Consider the following 21088-nt stretch of genomic DNA (forward strand, 5'->3'; position numbering starts at 1 on the left):
GACACTTATGTACGAAGACTTAAAGGGAAAGATTGCTGTTATCACAGGTGGCTCAAAAGGGATTGGTGCGTCAATTGCCGAACGTTTTGGTCAAGAGGGCATGAACGTTGTGATCAACTACAATAGCGATCCTAAGGGCGCTCAACAAACAGCAGATATCGTTACAAAAGCTGGTGGTCAAGCCGTAATTGCACAGGCTAATGTGGCTAATGAAGAGGGTGTTAACAGTCTAATGGCGGCGGCACTTGATGCTTTTGGCGATCTAGATGTTTGGGTGAACAACGCCGGAATGGAGATTAAGTCACCTACCCATGAGCTCTCACTTGATGATTGGAACAAGGTCACTGCGATTGATCAGACTGGTGTTTTCCTTGGTTCTCGAACAGCTTTGGCTTATTTTAAAGAGAAAAACAAACCAGACAATATTATCAACTTGTCATCAGTGCATGAACGTATTCCATGGCCAACGTTCGCAAGCTATGCTGCTGCCAAAGGTAGTGTCAAACTTTTCACACAGACGATTGCGATGGAATATGCTAAAGACAATATCCGAGTTAATGCTATTGGACCTGGAGCGATTAATACACCAATTAATGCAACAAAATTTGCAGATAAAGCGCAGTATAACCAGACAGTTAATATGGTTCCAATGAATCGTATTGGAACGCCAGAAGAAGTAGCTGCCGCCGCTGCGTGGTTGGCGTCTTCTGAATCTAGCTATGTCACTGGCATCACTTTATTCGTCGATGGCGGCATGACACTTTATCCTGCTTTCAAAGACGGTCAAGGCTAGTTTATCCTTGATAATAGTAACGATTATTATCGACCTATTTCGTAAAAGTTTATCTAGTAAAAGGAGAGATCAACATGAGTGAAATACCAACTATTCAATTAAACGATGGCACTGAAATTCCTGCAATTGGTTTTGGGACATTTGAAATTCCGAGTGACGGCAGTACTTATAAAGCAGTGTCGACAGCTTTAAAGGATGGGTATCGACATATTGATACGGCTGTGGCATATTTTAATGAAAACGAAGTCGGCCAAGCAGTTCGCGATAGCGGCATTCCACGAGAGCAAATTTGGATCACAAGTAAATTATGGCTGTAAGATTACGGCTATGAGCCTGCTAAAGCAGCAATCGATGTTTCGTTAAAGAAATTAGGTCTGGATTATATTGACTTGTATCTCATTCATCAGCCTTATGGCGACGTTCCTGGTGCTTGGAAAGCAATGGAAGAAGCCAAACGTGATGGTAAGATCCGCTCAATTGGGGTTTCAAACATGACGCCAAAAATTTGGAATCGTTTCGTCCCACAATTTAGTACGTTACCTTCCGTTAATCAAATTCAGTACAATCCGTATTTGCAGCAAAAAGAAATCCGAAAAATCATGGCCGATAGTAACGTCAAACTAGAGGCATGGGCACCGTTGGGGCAGGGGAATAAAGATTTATTCACTGAACCAGTCATTGAACAGTTAGCTGACAAGTACAACAAAGATGCGGGACAAATCATTCTGCGTTTTGAACATCAAGAAGGGGCAATCGTTTTTCCACGTTCGGTTCATGAATCAAGAATGAAGAGCAACATGGCTATCTTTGATTTTGAACTCACAGACAGTGAGATGGATACAATTCGAGCACTTGACCGTGGCAAAGCAGCTTGGGATCCAGACACACCGGGGGCAGCAGAAATGTTACTTGGTGCGTATGACGTTCATGCGAATGATTGAGTAAGCTGTAAGTGTAAAAGGAAGTGCTTAATTGGGGAAAATAGGCGTATTCGGTGCTACTGGTCACCTTGGGCACGATGTGATTGAACAGTTGTTGAAACTAAAAGTACGTCCAGCCGATATTTTGGCTTTTTATCGTGATCGTCAAAAAGCAAGCCAGTTCATTGATGCAGGCATTACCGTCCGAGAAGCAGATTACCATGATGCTCAATTTTCAGCTGCCACATTAAATGGGGTTGAAAGGCTATTGCTCATTTCAACAAACGACCCCGATCACATTGCCTTTATGCAAGATCATCTCAATGTGATCAAAGCTGCCAGAAATGCTGGTGTCAGTCAAATTGTTTACGTTGGACTGGCTTTCCCTGAGAAAACGACGATGCCGATGAAAAATTGGCATTTGGCAACTGAATATATGGTTAAAGCTAGTGGGATACCGTATACCATATTGCGGAATTCCTTTTATTCAGAGGTCAACTTGGATCCAGTTGAACTAAAGTTTGAAGCCGACCACGGGGTTGTTTACAGTAACACGAGCAATGCTGGGTTGAATTTTGCCCCGCGTGCAAATTACGCTTTAGCGGCAGCGACGGTACTAACTCAGGATGGTTATCTTAATCAGACGTTCAACTTGACAACACCCCGACCTTACACGTTTAAAGATATCACTGCGGATCTTTCAGAAATCACGCAAAGGGTGATTCAAAATACTGATGAGTCGCCTGAGGAGATAAAACAAGCACTCAGTGATTTGGGCGTACCTGATGTCTTACAGCAGTACAAGATTCATGCAAGTTATCAGGATGGTTGGGCTTCCCACACATCTTTAGACTTGCAGCAGATTATTGGTAAAGAGAACGTTTTGTTTCCCAAGCAGACACTTTTAACAATGAAACAGGATGGTTTGTTGTAAATCATCCTATTTGGAGGCGTAAATATGAAGTACACAGTGACAGGGGCAACTGGAAATTTAGGTCAATTAGTTGTTGATCAGCTGCTAGCGGATGTTACACCGAGTGATGTTCGCGCGACAATTCACAACCCTAAGAAGGCATCGTTATTTGAACAAAAGGGCATTGAGACTCGGACGATCGACTATGCTGATGTGACGAGCATGGTTGACGCTTTTCAAGGGACGGATGTGCTCGTGTATATTCCAAGTAATATTTATAATGTCCTGCAGGCTGTCAGTGAATTTGAAAAGACGTTACAAGCGGTTCAAACCACAGGCATTAAGAATATGGTCTACGTCGGTTTTTATGCCGACCAGGAACGAAATCCATTTGTGATGTCGTCCTATTTTGGGTATGTACCGCGGCGTTTAGCATCAACTGATCTGCATTTTGCTGTTTTAAAAAATGCCATGTATGCTGACCCACTCGTACCCTATTTACCGGAGTTGATCGAGCGCGGCGCAATTATTTACCCTGTTGGCCAAGCACCACTATCTTATATATCAAGAAATGACAGTGCTGAAGCAATTGCTACCGTGGCGACAACGCCGGCGCTTCGCAATAACGGGCAGCTATACACGCTTACGCAACCTGAATCCTACGACATGGATACCTTGGCAACAATTATGAGCGATATTACGGGTGCTAAGATCGGTTACGCCCCCATGACACTCAGCGCGTTTATTGAGGCTTATCGAGCTGAGGGTGATGGCGTCGAGCTAGGCTCGATGTACCATGCTGGCAATCTTGGGTTACTCAGTACGGTTACAGACGACTTTAAGCAAATCACGGGACATGATGCACAACCAATGCCAAGTTTCCTAAAAGCGCACTATCAAAAATAAGGGGTGTACCCCCTTTTAATAAGGAGGAACCTAATCACAAAATGAAAGTTGAAGAAGCAATCACACAACGACATTCAACCAGAGCTTTCACTGACCAAAAAATTTCAGAGGATCAAATTCGAAAAATTATATCACTCGCACAACTTGCGCCATCGTGGGTCAACTCGCAACCGGCACACGTTTATGCTGCAACTGGTACGACCCTTGAACTCATTCGTCAACGGCAAGCCAACGCAGTTCGGACTGGGGCGGCCAGCAAGACTGAAGTGCCCACAGTATCTCGAAGCAGTTTTCCAAAAGAAAAACAGGATAACATGGCAAAATGGTATGCTTCAATTCCAGATGCAATTGGGTCAGAATGGCAAAAATACAATAATGATGCTGCCTTGAAACTGTACAATGCCCAGCTGATCCTGTATCTAACGCTTCCCAAAAATCATGCCGAATGGTCAATGTTTGACTTAGGACTCTTCGCGGACAATATTTTGCTTGCTGCTAAGGAACAGGGGCTAGACTCGATGACAGCCTATTACTTAGTCATGTACCCGCAAATACTGCGTGAGACGTTGCCAATTTCCAAGAACGAACGGATTATCGTGGGAATTGCATTAGGATATAAACAAGATGACGCGACGATTAATGGGATTACTTCAGAACGGGAGCCTGTGGATGACGTGTTAACTGTTGTTAAGTAAACTGGAATAATCAATTTGGCTTCTCACATGATGACACTAAATTTTAGGAGGACGCAATCATGGACTTTGTTACCCTCAACAATGGTATAAAAATGCCGATCATTGGTTATGGGACTTTTCAGACGCCGCTGAAGGCAACTGCAGATGCTGTGAGTCAAGCAATCGCGGCGGGTTATCGTAGTTTTGACACTGCTCAAGTCTATGGCAACGAAGCAGGGGTTGGTTCGGCTATTCAAGCAAGCGGCATTGATCGCTCGGAATTTTTCATAACGTCGAAAACGCAAACGCGTGGTTACACTGAAACAAGCCAGGGGTTAGACGCTTCTTTACAACGGTTAGGGACAGATTATTTTGATATGCTGATCATTCATTGGCCTACGAAGGAAAGTCTGGAAACGTATCGGGCACTAGAGGACGGCGTTAAGGCTGGTAAAATTAGAGCCATTGGTGTGAGCAACTTTAACGGCCAGCAACTAAAGGATTTAGTGAAAGCCAGTGATACTGTACCAGCTGTTGATCAAATTGAGACCCATCTCTTCTGGCAACAGCAAAAAATGAGTCCGATTCTGCAAGAGTTGGGTATCGTCCACGAAGCATGGGCACCATTAGCAGAAAGTCAGGGGGTCAACAATGATGAAATTGCCTGAAATTCAACTGTTAGCTGAAAAGTATCAGGCAACCCCGGCACAGGTGCTTCTTCGGTTCTTGACGCAACAGGGCATCGTTGTTATTCCAAAATCAATGAATATTGACCATCAAAAGAGCAATCTTGATAGTCTCGGATTTACAATGACGGATGAAGAAATCGCGTCATTACGCAAGTTTGACAAGCATCACTCAAATTAAAAATTGGCCGGCTTCGATGGCCGAAAAGGCTTACTAAACCGTTTAAAAAGAGAAATGAGGGTTCCCATTTCTCTTTTTTGGATGTCAAATTAGCTCGTTTAATCCTAAATTGCAGTTATCTCTTGACCTATAGCACGGTATAGAGACTATGCTATTTTGCGTTGTTACTGAAAGGGGCTTCTATTTTGACATCAAAAGTAAAACAACGAATTGTATTGATAATTGCACTATTAAGTTATTTTTTGACAGCGTTAAGTACGTCAATTGTGATTACCGGGTTGACTAAAATATCTGCTGATCTCCATCTCGATCAGTTAGGACTTTCTTGGGTTCAAAATGCGTATGGCTTAGCGTTTGGCAGCTTTATTTTGTTAAGTGGTCGTCTTAGTGATCTACTCGGTCGCAGGCGTGTTTTGAACATGGCATTAGTGATTTTTAGTATTGGTTCTCTGATTGCTGGATTTACCGACCAAACAGTTGTGATGATTGCAGCGCGTTTTTTACAGGGCATTGGGGCCGCAATATTGGCACCAACGTCAATGGCACTGCTGATGGACTATTTTGAAGGACCGGCATTGGTGAGGGCGATTGCCTGGTACAGTTCTATTTCCGGATTGGGTGCTAGTGTGGGTCTAGTTTTGGGCGGTGTTCTTGCCAGCTATTTGTCTTGGCGGATCGGCTTTTATTTAAACGTACCGGTCGCTTTAGTCATGTTGTGTCTTTCAGTAGTCACTTTAAAAAAGTCGCGTGTGCGCCATGAATCATTTGATTGGATCGGTACTGTTCTGTCAGTTATTGGTTCGGGCATACTTGTGTATGCAGTGAACGGCGCAAAAAATGGTGTACTATTTTTGATAATCGCCCTAATCCTTTTGAGCACTTTTGTTGGCTATGAGAAGAAGAATCAAGCACCAATCATGCCGCTGTCAATTTTTCATAGCAGGCAGCGTGTTCTGGCATATTCGATTCGTGCGCTATTCGTAGGCGCGATGATGGGCTTTTGGTTTTTTATTTCCGAATATTTGCAGGAGGTTTTGCATGCTACACCATTGCTCACTGGATTTGCGTTTTTACCAATGACGTTGACTCTATTTATCACCGCCATTTTGGTTCCTCGACTGATTATGAATTGGGATAATAAGCACACCTTAATTTTAGCCAATGTTTTGTTAGTTATCGGTTTTTTGTGGATTTGGATTGGCGGTAACCACGGTTATTTGACGACGGTCATTATGCCAATGATTTTGTTTGGCATAGGTCAGGGACTGGGATTGACGCCGTTGACAAATTTTGGGATCGCGGATGTGCCAACTGCTCAGACCGGAGTCGCTTCAGGGATGGTTAATACTGCCCATCAATTGGGCAGTGTTCTTGGTTTAGCCATCATGGTCAATATTAGTTCTGCACTAGTCAACGCTCAAAATATTGCCGGTCAGTTTCGGATAGCCATGTTTGTCGGCCTTATTTTGACGATTGTCTGTACTGGACTATCACTGATGATTCATGTAGAAAAGAAATGATAAAATGAGAATTTCCGAGGTAAGTCAGCAGTTTAATATCTCGATTCAAACGCTCTATTATTATGAAAGAGAAGGGATTATTCCGCCCATTCAGAAAAACAAAAGTGGCAATCGGGATTATACCAGTGACGATTTAAAGTGGATCCATTATATTCGCTCTTTACGCCGCGCGCATGTCTCACTCGAACAAATAAGGCGGTATGTCGCTATGGTTCAGGTGGGGCAGTCGACGCGTGCTGAGAGGTTGGCTCTTTTGAAAAATCAGCGAAAGGAATTGGAACGGCAAATTTCTGGGTTACAAGATTCTTTGTCTTGGATCACGCATAAAATTGACTATTTCGATACGTATAAGCAAGATTTAGAAGGGGTTGTTTCAGTGAACCAAAAGAAACCCTGTGTTTAGATGCTAATCCCAATTGAAACGATTGAAAAATGAAAAATAGTGAGACCCATTATTTTGGTGCTGTCATTAATTTGAAGAATTTCAAAACCACCTTTCCCAGTTTGAGAGAGGTGGTTTTTAGTAGTTGTTTAAAAATAGGGTCGCAAAAAATGACCAGACTTGTTTCTAGGCATCAACAATATTAAAAATCATTGGTGAATTCAGTCACAACCTGATTAAACTTTTCTGGATACTCAAAAAACAGCATGTGGCCTGCATCACTAAACCGCACAAATTGACTATTTGGTATCAAATCACTCACATGCTTTGTACTCTTCCAGTTAACAAGACTGTTTTCTCCTGAGAGTACCAAACTTGGCAACGTAATGGTCGGCAACACATCACTCCAATCTAACACATGGTGGTTGAAGATAAGTTGCGATAAGAAGTTGCCGTTGCCTAATTGTGAATCAGTGACAAGATCATCAATATTCAGGGTGGTTTTATGTAAAAGGGAACGGATGAATGTTTCTATTGTTTGGTCCGTATGGTCACGCATGTTGTTTTGGAATGCAATTAAATCGTCCATTGACATGGCACCTGTTGGGTTATCCGGGTCGGCAGCTGCTAAAGCTGGCTCATCGACGAAGATAAATTTCGCTAAGCGGTCGGAACCAAACAAGTCCCAGTAACACCACCCAACCGAGGCACCCATTGACCATCCAAGATAGGTCACATTCGTGAGGTTGAGTGAGATTAGCAGTTCGTGAATATCAGTTGCTAACCGTGATACACGGGGACCCTTTGTCGCTTTGTTTGAGTGTCCCTGACCACGAAGATCGACTGCAATGACCCGAAAGTGTTTGCTGAGTTCAGGAATGTTATTTTTAAAATAGCGACTCGTACACCCGTAACCGTGGGCAAGAAGCAGCGCAGGACCAGATCCTGTGTCGGTGAAGTAAATTTGTGGTCATCTGAAGTTATGTATTGAGCCATGATGTTGCCTCCTGAAATTAGAATATATTTTATTCTAATTATATTTTAATGTAAACAGAATCAGTTATTATTAAGAAACTATAAAAAGTCATGATAGCGTATCATGACTTTTGAGTAGTTATCGTTTGACTGACTTGATGCATAGCATTGAAATACCACCAATCAATGAGAAAATGAATGAAACGATGAAGATGGCAGAGAAACCGAACCAGGCTATCACGGCAGCAGCAATCACTGGTGCAATGGCTTGCGTAATGGTATTGCCAAGATTATAAATACCAAGGAAGAACGCGACTCGATCCGGATCTGGAATAACTTCTAGGTTCAACAGATTATCGAGTGAGTTCCAAATACCCATCCCAAGACCAGCTGCAAAGGCGTAGATGATGATTCCCGTGTTGTTACGTAATAAGAAGAGTGACAGGGTGCCGATTGCCAGAAAGATCGTGGAGAAGCCGACTGGCCATTTTAACACTTTAAATTTGTCTGAAAGGGGCCCAGCAACAAATCCCATTAAAATACCGAATACCAACATGATTGCATTGATAAGTTGGATTGAAGACTGGGTCTGATTACCTCTGTGAAGAAAATCGGTCATGATGTAGAGGATGTATCCTGTAATGGCGAAGTTTCCAACCCCTTGGAAGAGTTTTCCGATTAAAGCCAGATAATAATCACGGCCAACATGCCAGCTTGGAAAGATGGATTCTAAATCTTTGAGGGACATCCGTCTTTTCTTTTCTTTGGGCTGCGCTGTTTGTTCAGCAAGATTGCTTGGCTCATGAACGATGATGACGGCAATGAGCGTTCCAATGAAGGCGAAGATCCCAAAAATAATGAACCCAAGTCGAAACTGCCCTAACAACATTGCGCCAACCACGTTAAATGCATTGTTCCCAAGGGCCATTCCTAAACCACCATAGGCTGACGATGCGGTGCCACGACCATCCTTTGGGGCAAAAATCGATCCAGGCCACCATTGGTGCAACAATAAAGTTTAGGGCGGCTTGACCAACCATCCAGGCAATTAGTAGGTATGGAATGGTTGTTGAAAATGAAGCCAGGATCATGGCTAACATGAAGACGAAGGCGCCACCAATAATCCAGGGTGCTCGCTTGCCAAAACGAGAGCGGGTCTTATCTGAAAGCGCACCTGCAATCATGTTTGAAAGTGCAGCGACAATCATGCCACAGGTTGAGAACAGCGCAACAAGGTTAACCTTATTAGCGGCATCTAAGTGTTGAATTAATGCAGGGAGAAACAAGCTATTCATGACGATGTAGGGACCCAACCAACTGGCGGGACCAATAATGAGTCCTGGCACCAGTCGTTTAAGCGAAATCGTAGTTTTATTTTCCATTATTATGGTCTCCTTGTTCGTGATTGATGACGGTATAGTAGTTAAATTCGGCGTGTGAGTTGTGCTGGTAAGCGTCGACACTGCCAATAAAATTAAACAGGCCAGTGAAACCACCGATCTCACCTGGATCACCGTTGACACCTTCATCAGATAGATAAGTGACATCTAGTGTCTTACCAAATGGCGTCCATGCTGATTGTTCAGGTAAACGATCGAATAAAGACAGACTGCCATTGACGTACGTTAACTGCAACTCTGCCGTGCTATTAGGAACGGCAATTTCAGTAAACACGTGGTCAATCCGCTCACCGAGTTTTGCCTGCAGTAACTTTAAAACGGTACCGCTTTCATTTTCGGCTTGAGTGAGGTGCAGATAGACCCAATTATTTGAATCGTAGTACAACCCCAATCCCGCAGTTTGTGAATAGTGCGTTGGTTTAAAGGTTAATTGAGTTGTGACCGAATAATTGAACGAGGTTGCGCGGGTGGCCATAATGGCTGGGTTTAACTTTGAGAAGAAAGAGTTTTCACCTTTAATTGTTAACTGACCAGGATTTGAAGTGGTGTTGACCCAAGCAGATTTTTGCTCACGATAAGGGGTCATAAAACGGTTGTCATAAGTTGCGCCTTGGAAGTCCTCATGAATGTCGTTAAGCGTAAGATCCTGCCTGACGTCAGAACTGTTTTTCGGCGCCTCAACAGTGGCTTTTGCTAAGTTAGACCCGTCTGCCATCCGTAGCCACCCATCGGCTGTCCATGTCATTTTTTGGAGTGCCGTTTCGCGGCCAAGAGGATTTAATTTTGTGTTTGGTAACGGGCGAGACATCAGATGCGCAACGTACCATTCGCCGTCGGTCGTTTGAACGAGTGATCCATGGCCGGATTTTTGAATTTGTGCCTTAGGATTAAACATTTCGAAGTGCCCAGCGTCGGGGTCACCCAGTGAAAACAAATGGTTAGGCGATGAGGTAATAATTGGTTCGTTTGTTGGGTCCGACTCGTAAGGACCGAAAATCCGTTTCGAACGGCCAATTTCTACACCATGTGCGTAACCAGTGCCACCAGCCGCGAGTAGGAGGTAATAATAGCCGTTGTGCTGATAGAGCTGTGGAGCTTCAGCACAACCGCGTGTGGTAAAGCCGGTTGTGACGCGATGCCAATCGCCAATGATACCACCATTATCCAGGTCCACTTCGGCAATGACAATGTGGCCGGGGGCTTGATACCCAGTTCGAGTTTCCCATTCCAAAATTGATAGGTAATGTTTACCATTCTCTGCGTGTAATAAAGCTGGATCAAACCCGATCGAAGTTAAATAAATGGGCTTTGACCAGGGCCCTTCAATATCCGTCGCCCACATCGCAAAGGAGTCTGAATTAAATTCTCGACCAGCCATGTTTTGCATGTGGGAATAGGCTAACCAAAACTTCTTCGTGGTTGGATCATATGACAGGTGGGGTGCCCAGATACCTGCTGGTGTACTGGTCCCGCGAAGATCAATTTCATGATTGGTTAATGCGTAGGTCAGTAGTTGCCAATTAACTAGGTCCGTTGAATGAAAAATTTGAACGGCAGGGGTCCAGTGAAAAGTTGAGGTTGCAATGTAATAATCATCACCCACACGAATAATTGATGGGTCAGGTGCCATTCCAGAAATAATTGGATTTTGAATGGTTGCCATTATTAAACACTTCCATTTCTATTGTTGATAATTGCATTAAACAGGCGCTTTCTTAATAGTGAGCTGAAACGATGACTGTCTAGTGAACGAGATTCATGGTATTATGAAAGCGAATACACATCAATCGTTTCAGTTGGTTGTGTCATTAAATTAATGCTTATAGGTAAGAAATGTCACTTTTAGGAGGGTTACAATTAATGACAGCCCATCATGAACAAATTGTCTCAAATCTGGATATTGGTGTTCGCTTCTATGCGTCAAATGTGACCACAAGCGGTTACGTGCCGTTTCACTGGCATAGCAGTATTGAACTTGTTTGCGTGATGTCGGGAAAACTGACCTTTAAGTTTGACGGGGAATCACACATTGTTGGCCCGCACAGTTTATGGTCGTCTCGTCTGGCGTTGTCCACGATGTGACTAACAGTCCTAACCGCGCATTTGTGTTGCAGATTCCGCTCAGCTTCTTTGCACAATACTATCAACACCCTGAAACATTGAATTTTCGCATTAACCCCTCTAACTCAGTACGCTATCAACAGATAGTGGCGTCTTTTCTGAAGCTGAATGACATCGTCCTTGCTCATCGTGAGGGGTATCGCTTCGATATGGGGGTTCAACTATTAACGATGCTAAAAATACTGATTTTAAACTTTACGGATGCGGATGAACCGCTGACGAAAGATACGTCTGGTATCAAAGAGATCATTGTGTACATTAACGGACACTACGCAATGCCGCTGCAGGTTGAGACGCTCGCTCGTCAATTTGGATACAACGCCAGCTATCTTTCACGACTTTTTAAGTCACAAACCGGCGTCACTTTAATTCGCTACATCTATAACATTCGTCTCAATGTCTTTTATCAAGATCTAATCAAATCTGGCACTCCTATTGATAAACTGTACGCCAAACATGGATTAACGAATAAGCGGACCGCACGTCAATTGTTTAGCGACCAGTATGGTAGCTTGCCAAATGAGGTCCGACGTCGAGCACAACAAAAACGCACTACAGTTCAAGACGGGCTGTAGTGCGTTTTGCATTTTATTTAAATGGAAATGTTATTTTGGTTCTTGAAAACTTGGGAATGACTACTTCTCGCGTGCGTCCTCAAACGCCGTATTCAACACCCCCCGCAGCTGGGCTTCCCCGCCAACTGTCAACAGCCGCTGGTAAGACCGGTTTAGATCCGCCCATAACTGTTTCAGTGTGGGTTGCAGCTGCTTGCCATCGATCGTCAGCGTGACAATGACGCTGCGGCCGTTTGCGGTTCGCGTGATCAGGGTGCGTTGTTCAAGTTTGTCTAAAAAGCGGGTAATGGTTGAGCGATCGAGTGACAGGTCATCCGCTAATTGCGAAGGTGACACGTCGTCGCCGTCATTCAACGACATTAAAATGAAGGCCGCGGTCGGGGACAGGCCAACGCGTTTGAACTGCTGGTCACTAATTTTGGTAATTAGTCGCGTGAAGCGGGCGCTGGAAAAATAGAGACAGTCCGCAAAATCAATTTTACTCATTTGGATACTCCTTTTTAAAGTGGGATGTTAAACAAATTATACACCCGCTTGAACACTGGTCATGCCGCCGTCGATCACGAGCTCTTGGCCGTTGACGTAGCTGGCAACATTAGATGCTAAAAATGCTACTGCTTTAGCGATCTCATCCGCAGTCCCAAATCGACCCGCGGGCACATTGGCCATCATCTTAGTGAGTCGGTCAGTCGCAATCGTTGTTTCATTGAATTGTTCGGTGTTGGTGTAGCCTGGTGACACTGCGTTAATACGGATGCGGCGATCCGCAAGTTCAAGGGCCAGACTTTTGACGAGGTAGGCGATGGCGGATTTTGTTGAGGAGTAGAGACTAGCATCAGCCAGACCGCGGTGGTAAGTCCAGGATTCGTTGATGATTATACTGGCGTCCGTTGGCATTAATGGCAGTGCCTGTTGAATCGTGAAAAAGGTGCCTTTGTAGTTCAGGTTTACTTGCGCATCGAAATCCGCTTCTGTAATGCGATCAAAGGGTTTAAACACCCCAAAGCCAGCATTGGCAAACAGGGTATCAATATGGGTAAACTGTTCTTTGATTTGGGCAAACACTGATCTGATGGCACTTACCTGTGAAAGATCAGCTGTCAATACGATGAGCTTCGGGTACTCCTGGGCTACCTGTTGTGCTTTGGTTGCGTTGCGGCCGATCACGATGACATTGTCGTAAGTGTGCGTGAGGCGAAGGGCAGTGGCGAGGCCAATACCAGAAGTACCGCCAGTGATGACGGCGTTTTTTAATTGAGACATGTTTGGAACCATCCTTTTTAAAGTAATTGTTGTTGACTGTACATACAATTATAAACGCTGTCAAGGCATAGGAACCTAAACTGAACCTTAATTTCGCTGGTAAATATTAACGCTTTGGTAGTCTAGTTAACATAACAAAAATTATTCCAAGTAAGTAATCAAGAATATCAATCACCGACGATCGTGACAACAACAGGCCGTATCCCTCATTTATCAGTCAAAATCCCCGGGTCGTTTAAAGTTGAAATTCAGAATAAAAACTTAATCATTTTTTGCTGCGCATCCTAGCTCAGAAGGCGTAGAATGAATAAATTGAATTCAAAACGCAGAACGTGAGCGTTGATGAGGGGTGAGGGCATGAAGAAACGGCTTTGGGTCATTGCAGTGACGATTTTGATCATGATGGTTGGGTTCAGCCAGTTTACGGATGGCAAGCAGGCCAGCGTGAAACGACCGCTAAGAGCCGTAGCAACCCTGTATATTCATGGACATCATGCGGATCCCGGCGCCATGAACTTTTTGATGGCCAGTGCGGCTTGGGAGGACAACGCTCACTTCGTCGTCACGGCAACCGTGTCGTCTAAGGGAAAGGTCCACCTCAGCGGTAAATGGCCAGCTGGGACGAAGCACCCCATGGTCAAAGTGCTGTTCCAAAACAATCGCACGCGGAATTACCGCCTCTTGCGCGTTTGGCTGCATAACGTGTTGGTCACGCTGCATCATCGGTATGGCATTAAACGGTTTAACGTGGTTGCCCATTCCCTTGGCAACGCGGCAGTCATGAACTATGAATTAGCAAACGGGCATAAACGGGGGTTGCCGAGACTGCATAAGTACGTGGCGATTGCCGGTAACTTTGATGGCATTCCGGGCCGGCATAAGCATCAGCATCCGAACTACACGATGGCGGATGGCCTGCCACACTGGCGCGCACCATGGTTTAAATATGCTTACCGGCATCGCAGCCAGTTCAACATGCGCCAGGCTTCTATCCTGAACATCTATGGTAATTTGCGAAACGGCACGCATTCGGACGGTAAGATCCTGAACGCTAGTACGAAGTCGCTCAAGCCGCTGATTCAAGGGCACATTGGGCATTACGAAACGCAGGAGTTTGTGGGTAAAAATGTTCAACATCGCCACTTACGCGAGAATCCGCGCGTGGCTAGTCGTGTGAACCGATTTTTGTTTCACTAAAAGATGTCACGACAAAAAGCGCTTCTATCAGGTTGTCACAACCGCTGATAGAAGCGCTTTTTGTCGTGCAATGTGTTAAGACTCGGGATGACCATTTTTTATTGCCTGCAGTAGGCCGATTCCTTGAGGAGTCCAGTCGAGTTCCTGTTGGGTAAGCGAACTGCTGCCCCAAATATCGCGTGAGACAAATGGGGATAACCAGCCAAAGGTGGCGGGGGCGTCCGCGACGCTACTCTCTTTTACGGGAAGCTGATTTTCTTGTCCAATTAACGCAGCGATGTCCTTGATGGCCAATGATTGTTCGCCAATGCCGTGGTACACATGTCCTGGAAGCCCTTTTTCAACCGCAAGTCGATACAAGTCGGCAATATCGGCGACGTGAACTGAAGCCCAGTGCTTGCCGGCGATGTAGGCAGCACTCTTGTTTTCAACAGCAAGATGTTCTAGTTCAGCAGCAAACCCGTGTGCCGTTTCACCGTGCACGGTTGGCGCTGGTCGAACGATGCAAGTCGTGACCCCCTTTGCGGCATAGTCGAGGGCTAACCGTTCACTTGCACTGCGATCAGATCTCGCGAATGCCGGATCGTCTAAAACAGCAGCTGTTTTTTCGGTCGGCATGGGGTCGGCAGGAAGTTGACCTAACGCCGAGGTGATCACAAACGGTTTTGGGGTCCCAGACAATGCATCACCAACGGTTTTGATAAAAGCCTGATCCTGCCCGCTGGGGGTGTCTTCGAATGGGGTTCCAGGTTTTGGAAAACGCAGATCAAACGCCAGGTGGATGATAGCGTCAGCCTGAGTTGCTTGCTGAGAAATGAGGTCAAGTGAGGTGATATCTCCCATGACGGGGATTGCACCATTTGCAGTCGCCACTGCAGCTGAAGCATCTGAACGCGTGAGTGCCGTCACATGATGGCCGTGAGCGATGAGATTTTTGGTCAGCTCACTGCCGATAAAACCTGTTCCGCCAGTAATAAAAATGTTCATAAAGAAAGCCTTCTTTCATTGATCGCACGCTTAAGTCGTTTAAAATGAATCACATATTGGGCAGTATAACGAAACCTATTCCAAGCCCTCCGGAAAGGCATTCGCCAGCATTCCCTTTGCCATTTGGTGTTCGGCAGTATCAGGGTCAGTCATTGCCAACTTCTGCAGTTCGGCTGCATACCCGGCGTTGACGCGGATCTCATTGGTCGTCATACCAGAGATGGCCTCCGCAACCAGATCAGTCAGTTTCATATTGTTTGGTGCATCCGTTGAGACACTGTCCTCAAGGTTCGTTTCGGCAACCAGCGGCGGGACGAGTTCCATGACGTGAACGTTGTCGTGCCCTGCAAACCGCAACTGTTCGCGCAGCGCGTCGGTAAACATGTGAACACCCGCCTTTGATGCAGAGTAGGCCGGGTGAACGGGGGTCGTGAGGTTAGCGAGACCAGAAGAAACGTTGATGATCAGCGCTTCTGTTTGTGCAACAAGTTGCGGCAATAGCAGTTTATCCACGGCCATCGTCCCCAGTAGATTGATCTGAATATCCTTGACCATCGTTTGTGGATCAATGGTGTCGTCAAAGAGACTGAACCGGGACATGGTACCGGCAGAGTTGATGACGATATTTAAAGCGGGGAATTGTTGGCGCACCTTAGTCAGTGGTTCGGTGAGCGATGCCAGGTCACTGACGTCCGCCTGAACGGTGTCAAAACTGGGGTGAGCTGCCTTGACAGCGGCCAATTTGTCAGCGTTGCGGCCTAAAACGATGATGTGGTTATCCTGAGCACTTAGTGTTTCTGCCAGCGCGAGGCCGATACCTGACGTGCCGCCAGTAATTAAGATCGTGTTGTGTTGTAGATTCATAGATGTTGCCTCCTAATCGCAATTGGTTACATTTTATTTATATTGTAACTTAGAGACTAAGATACACGTTCCAGTTACAAAAGTCAATAAATGTTACCGAAAATGAATTTATGGTATACTTTGGCTATGGAAAAAATAACGAAAAACAAAATACTGGATGCGGCAGCCGCGCTGGTTGAACAGGGGAACATGCGCCAAGTAACGCTCACCCAGGTGGGCGACCAGCTGGGCATCAGCCACGCAGCGCTCTACAAACATTTTAAAAATAAGCGTGATCTGTGGACGTCCCTGTCATTGCGGTGGCTTGACCAAATTTTAGTTGCCTTATTTCCGTTTGACACGGCCGGTTACACGTCGAAACTGACGATTGCTCACGACTGGCTGTGGACGTTGGTCGAGGGAAAACTGCAGGCCAACGTGCGCGACCCGAAGATGTTTAAGCTGTACACGACCTACATTGATGATAATCCAGAAGTGCTGTCGATTCACCAAAACGACCTTAAGCAAAGTCTCATGCGGGCGTTGTCAACGGATAATGAGACTGCTGTTTCAGCGTTGCTGACTGCGTTCACGGTCTTCTCTGCGCCAGCGTTTTCCGCTTCGTGGGGTGATCACACGCAAACAGAATTTGAAGCCGTGTGGCAATTGATCGCACCTGGGTTACAGCGCACGCTAGACGAATAAACTGTTCCGGTTGTCAACTAGACTGGCCGGGGCAGTTTTTTGGTCTGCCAGATGAGAAGGGCGACATCTATGGTGATTGAAACTAGTGAATGACTGTTATTTTAAAAGAGCATCCATTTAATTAAAGGAGAAATAATCATGAGCAATTATTTAACATTTGACTGTTACGGCACACTGCTGAACGAGGCAACCTTGTACGACAAAGTGGCTGCCATTGCGTCTGAACTCGGGGTGGACCCGCAGGCAGCTCGCATACAGTTCACGAGCTACCAGGACAGCGCCGATAACGTCCATCCGTACCTGGATTACACGGTGTTATTGCGCAACAACTTGATTCATCTGGACTATGTTTTTGGCCAACAGCACGGGTTTGAGGCCCACTTCTTTGAGGTACTCGATGCTAATCGACAGCTCCAGCCGTTTCCAGAAGTTATCGACACGCTTAAAACGTTGCAACAGCGCGGGTATCAACTGATCTTGATGTCCAATTCGGCCTGGGATATCATGCCGGCTAATTTGGCCACCCTGCAGGTGCCAGTGGACGTTTGGACGGCAGAGGACGTTCACGCCTACAAACCAAACTTGAACTTCTTCAAGACGGTTGCTGACCACTATGGCTTTACGGCTGAAAACCACATTCATTTGGCTCAGGGGTACGGCACTGATATTGTTCCGGTTTCGCTATTACCGGATTGGCGCGCAATTTGGGTCAACCGCAATCATGAGACGGGTGGGGCAGCACGACCATGGCGGGAGGTTTCCCGATTGGATGAAGTATTGCGTATTTTGGTATAGCATATGTTATAGTGCCTGTGCTATAACATATGCTATAGGCAGTCGAGATGAAGCTGATGGCTATCCACTGGCTGAAATTGTGTAAATTGCTTGAAAGCGCACCTGAATGTGAGCTTTGAATTCACAAAAACCGACTTGATTCAATGATTTTGGCAAGCTTTCTGGCCGAATAAAGGTACTACACTTGAGAACACTATTACTAACGAAGAAATATCAGTTTAGTAGTCTTCTTTTGCTTGACTTTAACTGAACAACCACTTACTATTCTTGATATGAGATATAAAGATCAAAATAAAATTGAGGCCCTCCATCAGGCAGTAATTGATGTCATGCTGCACGACGGCTATCAAAACCTGAGTGTCGCAAAAATTGCAAAGCGTGCCGGTGTGTCACAGGCGACACTCTACATTTACTACGCCGACAAACAAGCCATGCTGGGACAGGCGTACCTGAACATTAAAAATAAGATTGACCCGATGCTTTTCTCGGGGGTGGATCCTCGAGCGGCCGTTGAAGACCAGTTCCGACTGGTGCTCAAAAACTATGCGGATGCGATGAACGCCTATCCGCGTGAAGGCGAGGTTATGCGGATCTTCAATAGTCACGCTGATCTGGTGCCGGAAGACGTCTTTACCGCTGGTATGGATCGCGCCAAACCGCTTGATTTTATTTATCAGAAAGGCGTTTCAGAAGGTATTTTGCGTGAACTTGCACCGGAGTTTATCATTGCGTACACCTTTACACCACTGGACCAAATTGCGGAAATTCGGTATCGGCATGATAGCAAGTTAAGTGATACAGACGTACATGCGCTGATTGATATGGCTTGGCAGGCGTGTCGGAAACCACAAAAAGAATAGCGTAAAAGTGCAAGACTATGGCCCACGGAGAATCCGATGGGCCATTTTTGACGATTTGAAGAATAGTTGTTTAGTTATAAACTGAACTAAAAGATAATCCAGAGATGTAGCCGTTAAGTGATTGATCGGTCATCATTGATAGTCTTGAAATGCTACTATATGTGTCCTTTGAATATTAATTTAACAGCATTTATTTGTCTAATAGTTGTTGAATATATATTCGTGATGATTTTACGTTGTTAATACAGGGTGCTCATTCTTTTATGGACATATTGTTAGAGCGCGCTTTGTGGATCAATCCTAAACCTCACAAGGTTAATTAATTGCTTTTCTAATTTCAGAACAGTAGTCTATTTTTAAATATGACGATACTCACAACGAAAAGGAGAATCCCTCATGAAAAAAGTACTGATATTAGGCGCGGGTGGCCAAATTGCACAGTTTGCCGAAGCTGAACTTGCTGATAAAACGGACCTGACGCTTTTCCTACGTCATCCAGAAGCTCTAAAAGCGCCAGTCGGTCATGTGATTACTGGTGATGTGTTTGACCATGATCAACTGGTAGCGGCCATGACGGGGCAGGACATTATCTATTCCAACCTCGGCCCACAGCCCATGGCGAAGATGGCACAGGCGGTGATCGAAGCTGCGGAACAGGCTGGCGTGCAACGCTTGATCTGGGTCGCAACGGTGGGCATCTACCGTGAGGAACCGGCTGACCACATTGCCGATGCCGAAGCAGTGTACGGGTCAACAGATGATCCGACCAGCTACTTTGGTGACGAACGCGTGGGCGCCGACTTGATCGATGGCAGCAGCCTCACCGCCACGATCATTCGCCCCAACACACTGACCAACAGCAATGACATTGAACCAGTAATCGTGGACGGCCGGCACGATACGGTGAGCGGCCAGCCCATCAGTCGGCGGACAGTTGCCCATTTCATCAGTGATCTGATTTTGAATGACGACCAGTATCAAAACGACTCAATCGCGATCAGCGCTCAATAATGAGTGGCAGATTACCGATCACATAAGGACTATTGAAGACCACCACGATGTCAGTAAGAGGGCATCGTGGTGGTCTTTTGTTTTTTCTATGCCTCATAGCTATGCTTACTATCCAATCTGGGCAATCGTTTCAGCTTCATTAGGGCGGTATACTAACCCTATAATGACCTGCTGCGCAAATCGCACACGTGTGCTATACGGTTTTGGTCAAAAGGTGATAAACTAGAACTGGAATTTGTATGCAATTGAACAAGCGTGTTGCGCACGGTTGCAGCAAAGTCTTCCGTCATTAATGAAGTGAAAGGATGATACCTTAATTATGAAATCTACTATTTTTGTTAAACCAGGCGAAGTTGCTGTCAAAGACATTGCGATGCCAACAATTCAAGCAGCGGATGACGTGATCATCAAGGTCGTTTTGACCTGTGTTTGCGGGTCTGACCTCTGGGCTTACCGTGGCCTGCAGGATGCTGAACCAAATTCGGAAAACTCTGGCCATGAAGCGATTGGGATCGTTACTGAAGTGGGCGATGACATCACGACCGTCAAACCAGGGGATTTTGTGATTGCCCCATTTACGCACGGCTGTGGCCACTGTGCCGCCTGTCGCGCTGGATTTGACGGTGATTGCCGAGACCACACCGATAACTTCAGCAGCGGCGTTCAGGCGGAATACATTCGCTTTGAACATGGCGAATGGGCGCTCATTAAGATTCCTGGGCAACCAGAAGACTACAGCGACGAAATGTTGAAATCATTATTAGCACTCGCTGATGTGATGGCGACTGGCTACCATGCGGCTCGCGTCGCCAACGTCAGCGCCGGTGACACCGTTGCGGTCGTCGGTGACGGTGCCGTTGGACTGTGCGGTGTGATTGCTGCTCAGATGCGCGGTGCTAAGCGGATCATCATCATGAGCCGCCACGAAGACCAGCAAAAATTAGCCGTTGAATTTGGCGCCACCGACGTTGTTGCTGAACGGGGCGACGAAGGGGTTGCCAAGATCATGCAGTTGACCAACAACGCTGGTGTCGACGCTGTTTTGGAATGTGTTGGTACTGAGCTGTCCAACGAAACGGCGATCAACATTGCGCGTCCGGGTGCCATTGTCGGGCGGGTTGGCTTGCCGCACGAACCTAAGATGGACATGAGCCGCTCATTTGGCACGAACACGATCATTGCCGGTGGCCCAGCATCCGTTACCACCTACGACAAGGCAGTGCTGCTGAAGGCCGTTTTGGATGGCGACATTCACCCTGGAAAGGTCTTCACTAAGCGCTTTAAATTAGCTGACATCAACGCGGCTTACCAAGCCATGACGGATCGTGAAGTGATCAAGGCGTTGGTTCAACCAGCTTAAGTCAGTCTGTTAGTTTGTAAA

24 protein-coding genes and 1 pseudogene are annotated in these 21088 nt (G+C 45.8%); 17 read left to right on the forward strand and 8 right to left on the reverse strand.

The genetic code is table 11. The annotated features are described in order from the left end of the window. The first annotated feature begins 7 nt into the window (after positions 1 to 7). The 9 genes and pseudogenes from AYR61_RS11545 (at position 8) to AYR61_RS11580 (ending at position 6996) form a co-directional block, all read left to right on the forward strand. On the forward strand, positions 8 to 793 hold the full coding sequence (locus AYR61_RS11545) for a glucose-1-dehydrogenase (RefSeq protein WP_054711487.1): 786 nt from the start codon (positions 8 to 10) through the stop codon (positions 791 to 793). Between the two features lie 74 nt (positions 794 to 867). After that, positions 868 to 1734: pseudogene (locus AYR61_RS11550) on the forward strand (aldo/keto reductase). Between the two features lie 31 nt (positions 1735 to 1765). Continuing rightward, the gene (locus tag AYR61_RS11555; RefSeq protein WP_054711490.1) at positions 1766 to 2647 is read left to right on the forward strand and encodes an NAD(P)H-binding protein; all 882 of its coding nucleotides are present in this window, start codon (positions 1766 to 1768) and stop codon (positions 2645 to 2647) included. Positions 2648 to 2671: 24 nt separating this feature from the next. Next, positions 2672 to 3532, forward strand: a complete 861-nt coding sequence (locus AYR61_RS11560; RefSeq protein ID WP_065903085.1) for an NmrA family NAD(P)-binding protein — start codon at positions 2672 to 2674, stop codon at positions 3530 to 3532. Positions 3533 to 3573: 41 nt separating this feature from the next. Continuing rightward, positions 3574 to 4227 (forward strand): nitroreductase, encoded by a 654-nt coding sequence (locus tag AYR61_RS11565; protein ID WP_065903087.1) that lies wholly within the window; start codon positions 3574 to 3576, stop codon positions 4225 to 4227. Positions 4228 to 4286: 59 nt separating this feature from the next. After that, a complete protein-coding gene (locus tag AYR61_RS11570) occupies positions 4287 to 4874 on the forward strand; it encodes an aldo/keto reductase (protein WP_225356479.1) in 588 nt (195 codons plus the stop codon). Then, positions 4858 to 5073 carry an aldo/keto reductase gene (locus tag AYR61_RS15575; RefSeq protein ID WP_263850092.1) on the forward strand — a complete coding sequence of 72 codons (216 nt, stop codon included), beginning with the start codon at positions 4858 to 4860 and terminating at the stop codon, positions 5071 to 5073. Before AYR61_RS11570 ends, AYR61_RS15575 begins: the two co-directional genes overlap by 17 nt. A gap of 185 nt (positions 5074 to 5258) precedes the next feature. Then, positions 5259 to 6593, forward strand: a complete 1335-nt coding sequence (locus AYR61_RS11575) for an MFS transporter (RefSeq protein ID WP_054711497.1) — start codon at positions 5259 to 5261, stop codon at positions 6591 to 6593. A 4-nt stretch (positions 6594 to 6597) separates the two neighbouring features. After that, positions 6598 to 6996: a MerR family transcriptional regulator gene (locus tag AYR61_RS11580; RefSeq protein WP_054711499.1), complete on the forward strand. Its 399-nt coding sequence runs from the start codon at positions 6598 to 6600 to the stop codon at positions 6994 to 6996. A gap of 181 nt (positions 6997 to 7177) precedes the next feature. Here AYR61_RS11580 and AYR61_RS11585 read toward each other — a convergent pair whose 3' ends face one another. The 4 genes from AYR61_RS11585 to AYR61_RS11600 all read right to left on the reverse strand — a co-directional run bounded on the left by AYR61_RS11585 (position 7178) and on the right by AYR61_RS11600 (position 11013). After that, entirely contained in the window at positions 7178 to 7939 is a 762-nt protein-coding gene (locus tag AYR61_RS11585; protein WP_225356542.1) for an alpha/beta fold hydrolase, read from the reverse strand. 150 nt (positions 7940 to 8089) lie between these two features. Beyond that, positions 8090 to 8878 (reverse strand): MFS transporter, encoded by a 789-nt coding sequence (locus AYR61_RS11590; protein WP_225356480.1) that lies wholly within the window; start codon positions 8876 to 8878, stop codon positions 8090 to 8092. Further along, a complete protein-coding gene (locus tag AYR61_RS11595; protein ID WP_054711503.1) occupies positions 8853 to 9332 on the reverse strand; it encodes an MFS transporter in 480 nt (159 codons plus the stop codon). Before AYR61_RS11595 ends, AYR61_RS11590 begins: the two co-directional genes overlap by 26 nt. Further along, entirely contained in the window at positions 9322 to 11013 is a 1692-nt protein-coding gene (locus tag AYR61_RS11600; protein ID WP_065903089.1) for a family 43 glycosylhydrolase, read from the reverse strand. The genes AYR61_RS11595 and AYR61_RS11600 overlap by 11 nt, the downstream gene beginning before the upstream one ends. Positions 11014 to 11210: 197 nt before the next feature. On the opposite strand from AYR61_RS11600, the gene AYR61_RS15580 reads away from it, so the two are divergent. Both AYR61_RS15580 and AYR61_RS11605 read left to right on the forward strand, forming a co-directional pair. Then, complete coding sequence (locus tag AYR61_RS15580; protein ID WP_225356481.1) at positions 11211 to 11432, forward strand: AraC family ligand binding domain-containing protein; 222 nt, start codon at positions 11211 to 11213, stop codon at positions 11430 to 11432. Beyond that, complete coding sequence (locus tag AYR61_RS11605) at positions 11429 to 12046, forward strand: AraC family transcriptional regulator (protein ID WP_225356482.1); 618 nt, start codon at positions 11429 to 11431, stop codon at positions 12044 to 12046. Before AYR61_RS15580 ends, AYR61_RS11605 begins: the two co-directional genes overlap by 4 nt. 60 nt (positions 12047 to 12106) lie before the next feature. Here the strand turns inward: AYR61_RS11605 and AYR61_RS11610 are convergent, their stop codons facing one another. Beyond that, a complete protein-coding gene (locus tag AYR61_RS11610) occupies positions 12107 to 12532 on the reverse strand; it encodes a MarR family winged helix-turn-helix transcriptional regulator (RefSeq protein WP_065903091.1) in 426 nt (141 codons plus the stop codon). A gap of 36 nt (positions 12533 to 12568) precedes the next feature. After that, a complete protein-coding gene (locus tag AYR61_RS11615; protein ID WP_056987261.1) occupies positions 12569 to 13309 on the reverse strand; it encodes an SDR family NAD(P)-dependent oxidoreductase in 741 nt (246 codons plus the stop codon). A gap of 357 nt (positions 13310 to 13666) precedes the next feature. Between AYR61_RS11615 and AYR61_RS11620 the strand changes: the two genes are divergently transcribed. Next, on the forward strand, positions 13667 to 14506 hold the full coding sequence (locus AYR61_RS11620) for an alpha/beta hydrolase (protein ID WP_065903092.1): 840 nt from the start codon (positions 13667 to 13669) through the stop codon (positions 14504 to 14506). A 75-nt stretch (positions 14507 to 14581) separates the two neighbouring features. Here the strand turns inward: AYR61_RS11620 and AYR61_RS11625 are convergent, their stop codons facing one another. Together AYR61_RS11625 and AYR61_RS11630 are read right to left on the reverse strand one after the other, a co-directional pair. Next, a complete protein-coding gene (locus AYR61_RS11625; protein ID WP_065903094.1) occupies positions 14582 to 15493 on the reverse strand; it encodes an SDR family oxidoreductase in 912 nt (303 codons plus the stop codon). Positions 15494 to 15568: 75 nt separating this feature from the next. Then, positions 15569 to 16357, reverse strand: coding sequence for an SDR family oxidoreductase (locus AYR61_RS11630; RefSeq protein WP_065903096.1), 789 nt, complete (start codon positions 16355 to 16357; stop codon positions 15569 to 15571). Positions 16358 to 16483: 126 nt separating this feature from the next. Between AYR61_RS11630 and AYR61_RS11635 the strand changes: the two genes are divergently transcribed. From AYR61_RS11635 to AYR61_RS11655, 5 genes are all read left to right on the forward strand, one after another. Next, entirely contained in the window at positions 16484 to 17041 is a 558-nt protein-coding gene (locus tag AYR61_RS11635) for a TetR/AcrR family transcriptional regulator (RefSeq protein ID WP_054711553.1), read from the forward strand. Between the two features lie 138 nt (positions 17042 to 17179). Further along, positions 17180 to 17836 carry an HAD family hydrolase gene (locus AYR61_RS11640; RefSeq protein ID WP_054711516.1) on the forward strand — a complete coding sequence of 219 codons (657 nt, stop codon included), beginning with the start codon at positions 17180 to 17182 and terminating at the stop codon, positions 17834 to 17836. Between the two features lie 272 nt (positions 17837 to 18108). Continuing rightward, positions 18109 to 18696 (forward strand): TetR/AcrR family transcriptional regulator, encoded by a 588-nt coding sequence (locus AYR61_RS11645; RefSeq protein ID WP_156770484.1) that lies wholly within the window; start codon positions 18109 to 18111, stop codon positions 18694 to 18696. A gap of 396 nt (positions 18697 to 19092) precedes the next feature. Beyond that, on the forward strand, positions 19093 to 19707 hold the full coding sequence (locus tag AYR61_RS11650) for an NAD(P)H-binding protein (RefSeq protein WP_054711520.1): 615 nt from the start codon (positions 19093 to 19095) through the stop codon (positions 19705 to 19707). Positions 19708 to 20026: 319 nt separating this feature from the next. Continuing rightward, the gene (locus AYR61_RS11655) at positions 20027 to 21067 is read left to right on the forward strand and encodes an alcohol dehydrogenase catalytic domain-containing protein (protein ID WP_065903099.1); all 1041 of its coding nucleotides are present in this window, start codon (positions 20027 to 20029) and stop codon (positions 21065 to 21067) included. The last annotated feature ends 21 nt before the right edge of the window (positions 21068 to 21088 follow it).

The organism is Secundilactobacillus paracollinoides (assembly GCF_001702155.1).
In the GTDB taxonomy this organism is placed as follows: domain Bacteria; phylum Bacillota; class Bacilli; order Lactobacillales; family Lactobacillaceae; genus Secundilactobacillus; species Secundilactobacillus paracollinoides.

What these genes read in the sequence shown, in the direction of transcription:
- AYR61_RS11620 (WP_065903092.1), top strand. Translation starts at nt 13,667, where the DNA reads ATGAAGAAACGGCTTTGGGTCATTGCAGTGACGATTTTGATCATGATG.
- AYR61_RS11600 (WP_065903089.1), bottom strand. Translation starts at nt 11,013, where the DNA reads ATGGCAACCATTCAAAATCCAATTATTTCTGGAATGGCACCTGACCCA.
- AYR61_RS11570 (WP_225356479.1), top strand. Translation starts at nt 4,287, where the DNA reads ATGGACTTTGTTACCCTCAACAATGGTATAAAAATGCCGATCATTGGT.
- AYR61_RS11640 (WP_054711516.1), top strand. Translation starts at nt 17,180, where the DNA reads ATGAGCAATTATTTAACATTTGACTGTTACGGCACACTGCTGAACGAG.
- AYR61_RS11615 (WP_056987261.1), bottom strand. Translation starts at nt 13,309, where the DNA reads ATGTCTCAATTAAAAAACGCCGTCATCACTGGCGGTACTTCTGGTATT.
- AYR61_RS11645 (WP_156770484.1), top strand. Translation starts at nt 18,109, where the DNA reads ATGAGATATAAAGATCAAAATAAAATTGAGGCCCTCCATCAGGCAGTA.
- AYR61_RS11595 (WP_054711503.1), bottom strand. Translation starts at nt 9,332, where the DNA reads ATGGAAAATAAAACTACGATTTCGCTTAAACGACTGGTGCCAGGACTC.
- AYR61_RS11545 (WP_054711487.1), top strand. Translation starts at nt 8, where the DNA reads ATGTACGAAGACTTAAAGGGAAAGATTGCTGTTATCACAGGTGGCTCA.
- AYR61_RS11580 (WP_054711499.1), top strand. Translation starts at nt 6,598, where the DNA reads ATGAGAATTTCCGAGGTAAGTCAGCAGTTTAATATCTCGATTCAAACG.
- AYR61_RS15580 (WP_225356481.1), top strand. Translation starts at nt 11,211, where the DNA reads ATGACAGCCCATCATGAACAAATTGTCTCAAATCTGGATATTGGTGTT.
- AYR61_RS11565 (WP_065903087.1), top strand. Translation starts at nt 3,574, where the DNA reads ATGAAAGTTGAAGAAGCAATCACACAACGACATTCAACCAGAGCTTTC.
- AYR61_RS11610 (WP_065903091.1), bottom strand. Translation starts at nt 12,532, where the DNA reads ATGAGTAAAATTGATTTTGCGGACTGTCTCTATTTTTCCAGCGCCCGC.
- AYR61_RS11625 (WP_065903094.1), bottom strand. Translation starts at nt 15,493, where the DNA reads ATGAACATTTTTATTACTGGCGGAACAGGTTTTATCGGCAGTGAGCTG.
- AYR61_RS11655 (WP_065903099.1), top strand. Translation starts at nt 20,027, where the DNA reads ATGAAATCTACTATTTTTGTTAAACCAGGCGAAGTTGCTGTCAAAGAC.
- AYR61_RS11560 (WP_065903085.1), top strand. Translation starts at nt 2,672, where the DNA reads ATGAAGTACACAGTGACAGGGGCAACTGGAAATTTAGGTCAATTAGTT.
- AYR61_RS11635 (WP_054711553.1), top strand. Translation starts at nt 16,484, where the DNA reads ATGGAAAAAATAACGAAAAACAAAATACTGGATGCGGCAGCCGCGCTG.
- AYR61_RS11650 (WP_054711520.1), top strand. Translation starts at nt 19,093, where the DNA reads ATGAAAAAAGTACTGATATTAGGCGCGGGTGGCCAAATTGCACAGTTT.
- AYR61_RS11590 (WP_225356480.1), bottom strand. Translation starts at nt 8,878, where the DNA reads ATGGCCCTTGGGAACAATGCATTTAACGTGGTTGGCGCAATGTTGTTA.
- AYR61_RS15575 (WP_263850092.1), top strand. Translation starts at nt 4,858, where the DNA reads ATGATGAAATTGCCTGAAATTCAACTGTTAGCTGAAAAGTATCAGGCA.
- AYR61_RS11630 (WP_065903096.1), bottom strand. Translation starts at nt 16,357, where the DNA reads ATGAATCTACAACACAACACGATCTTAATTACTGGCGGCACGTCAGGT.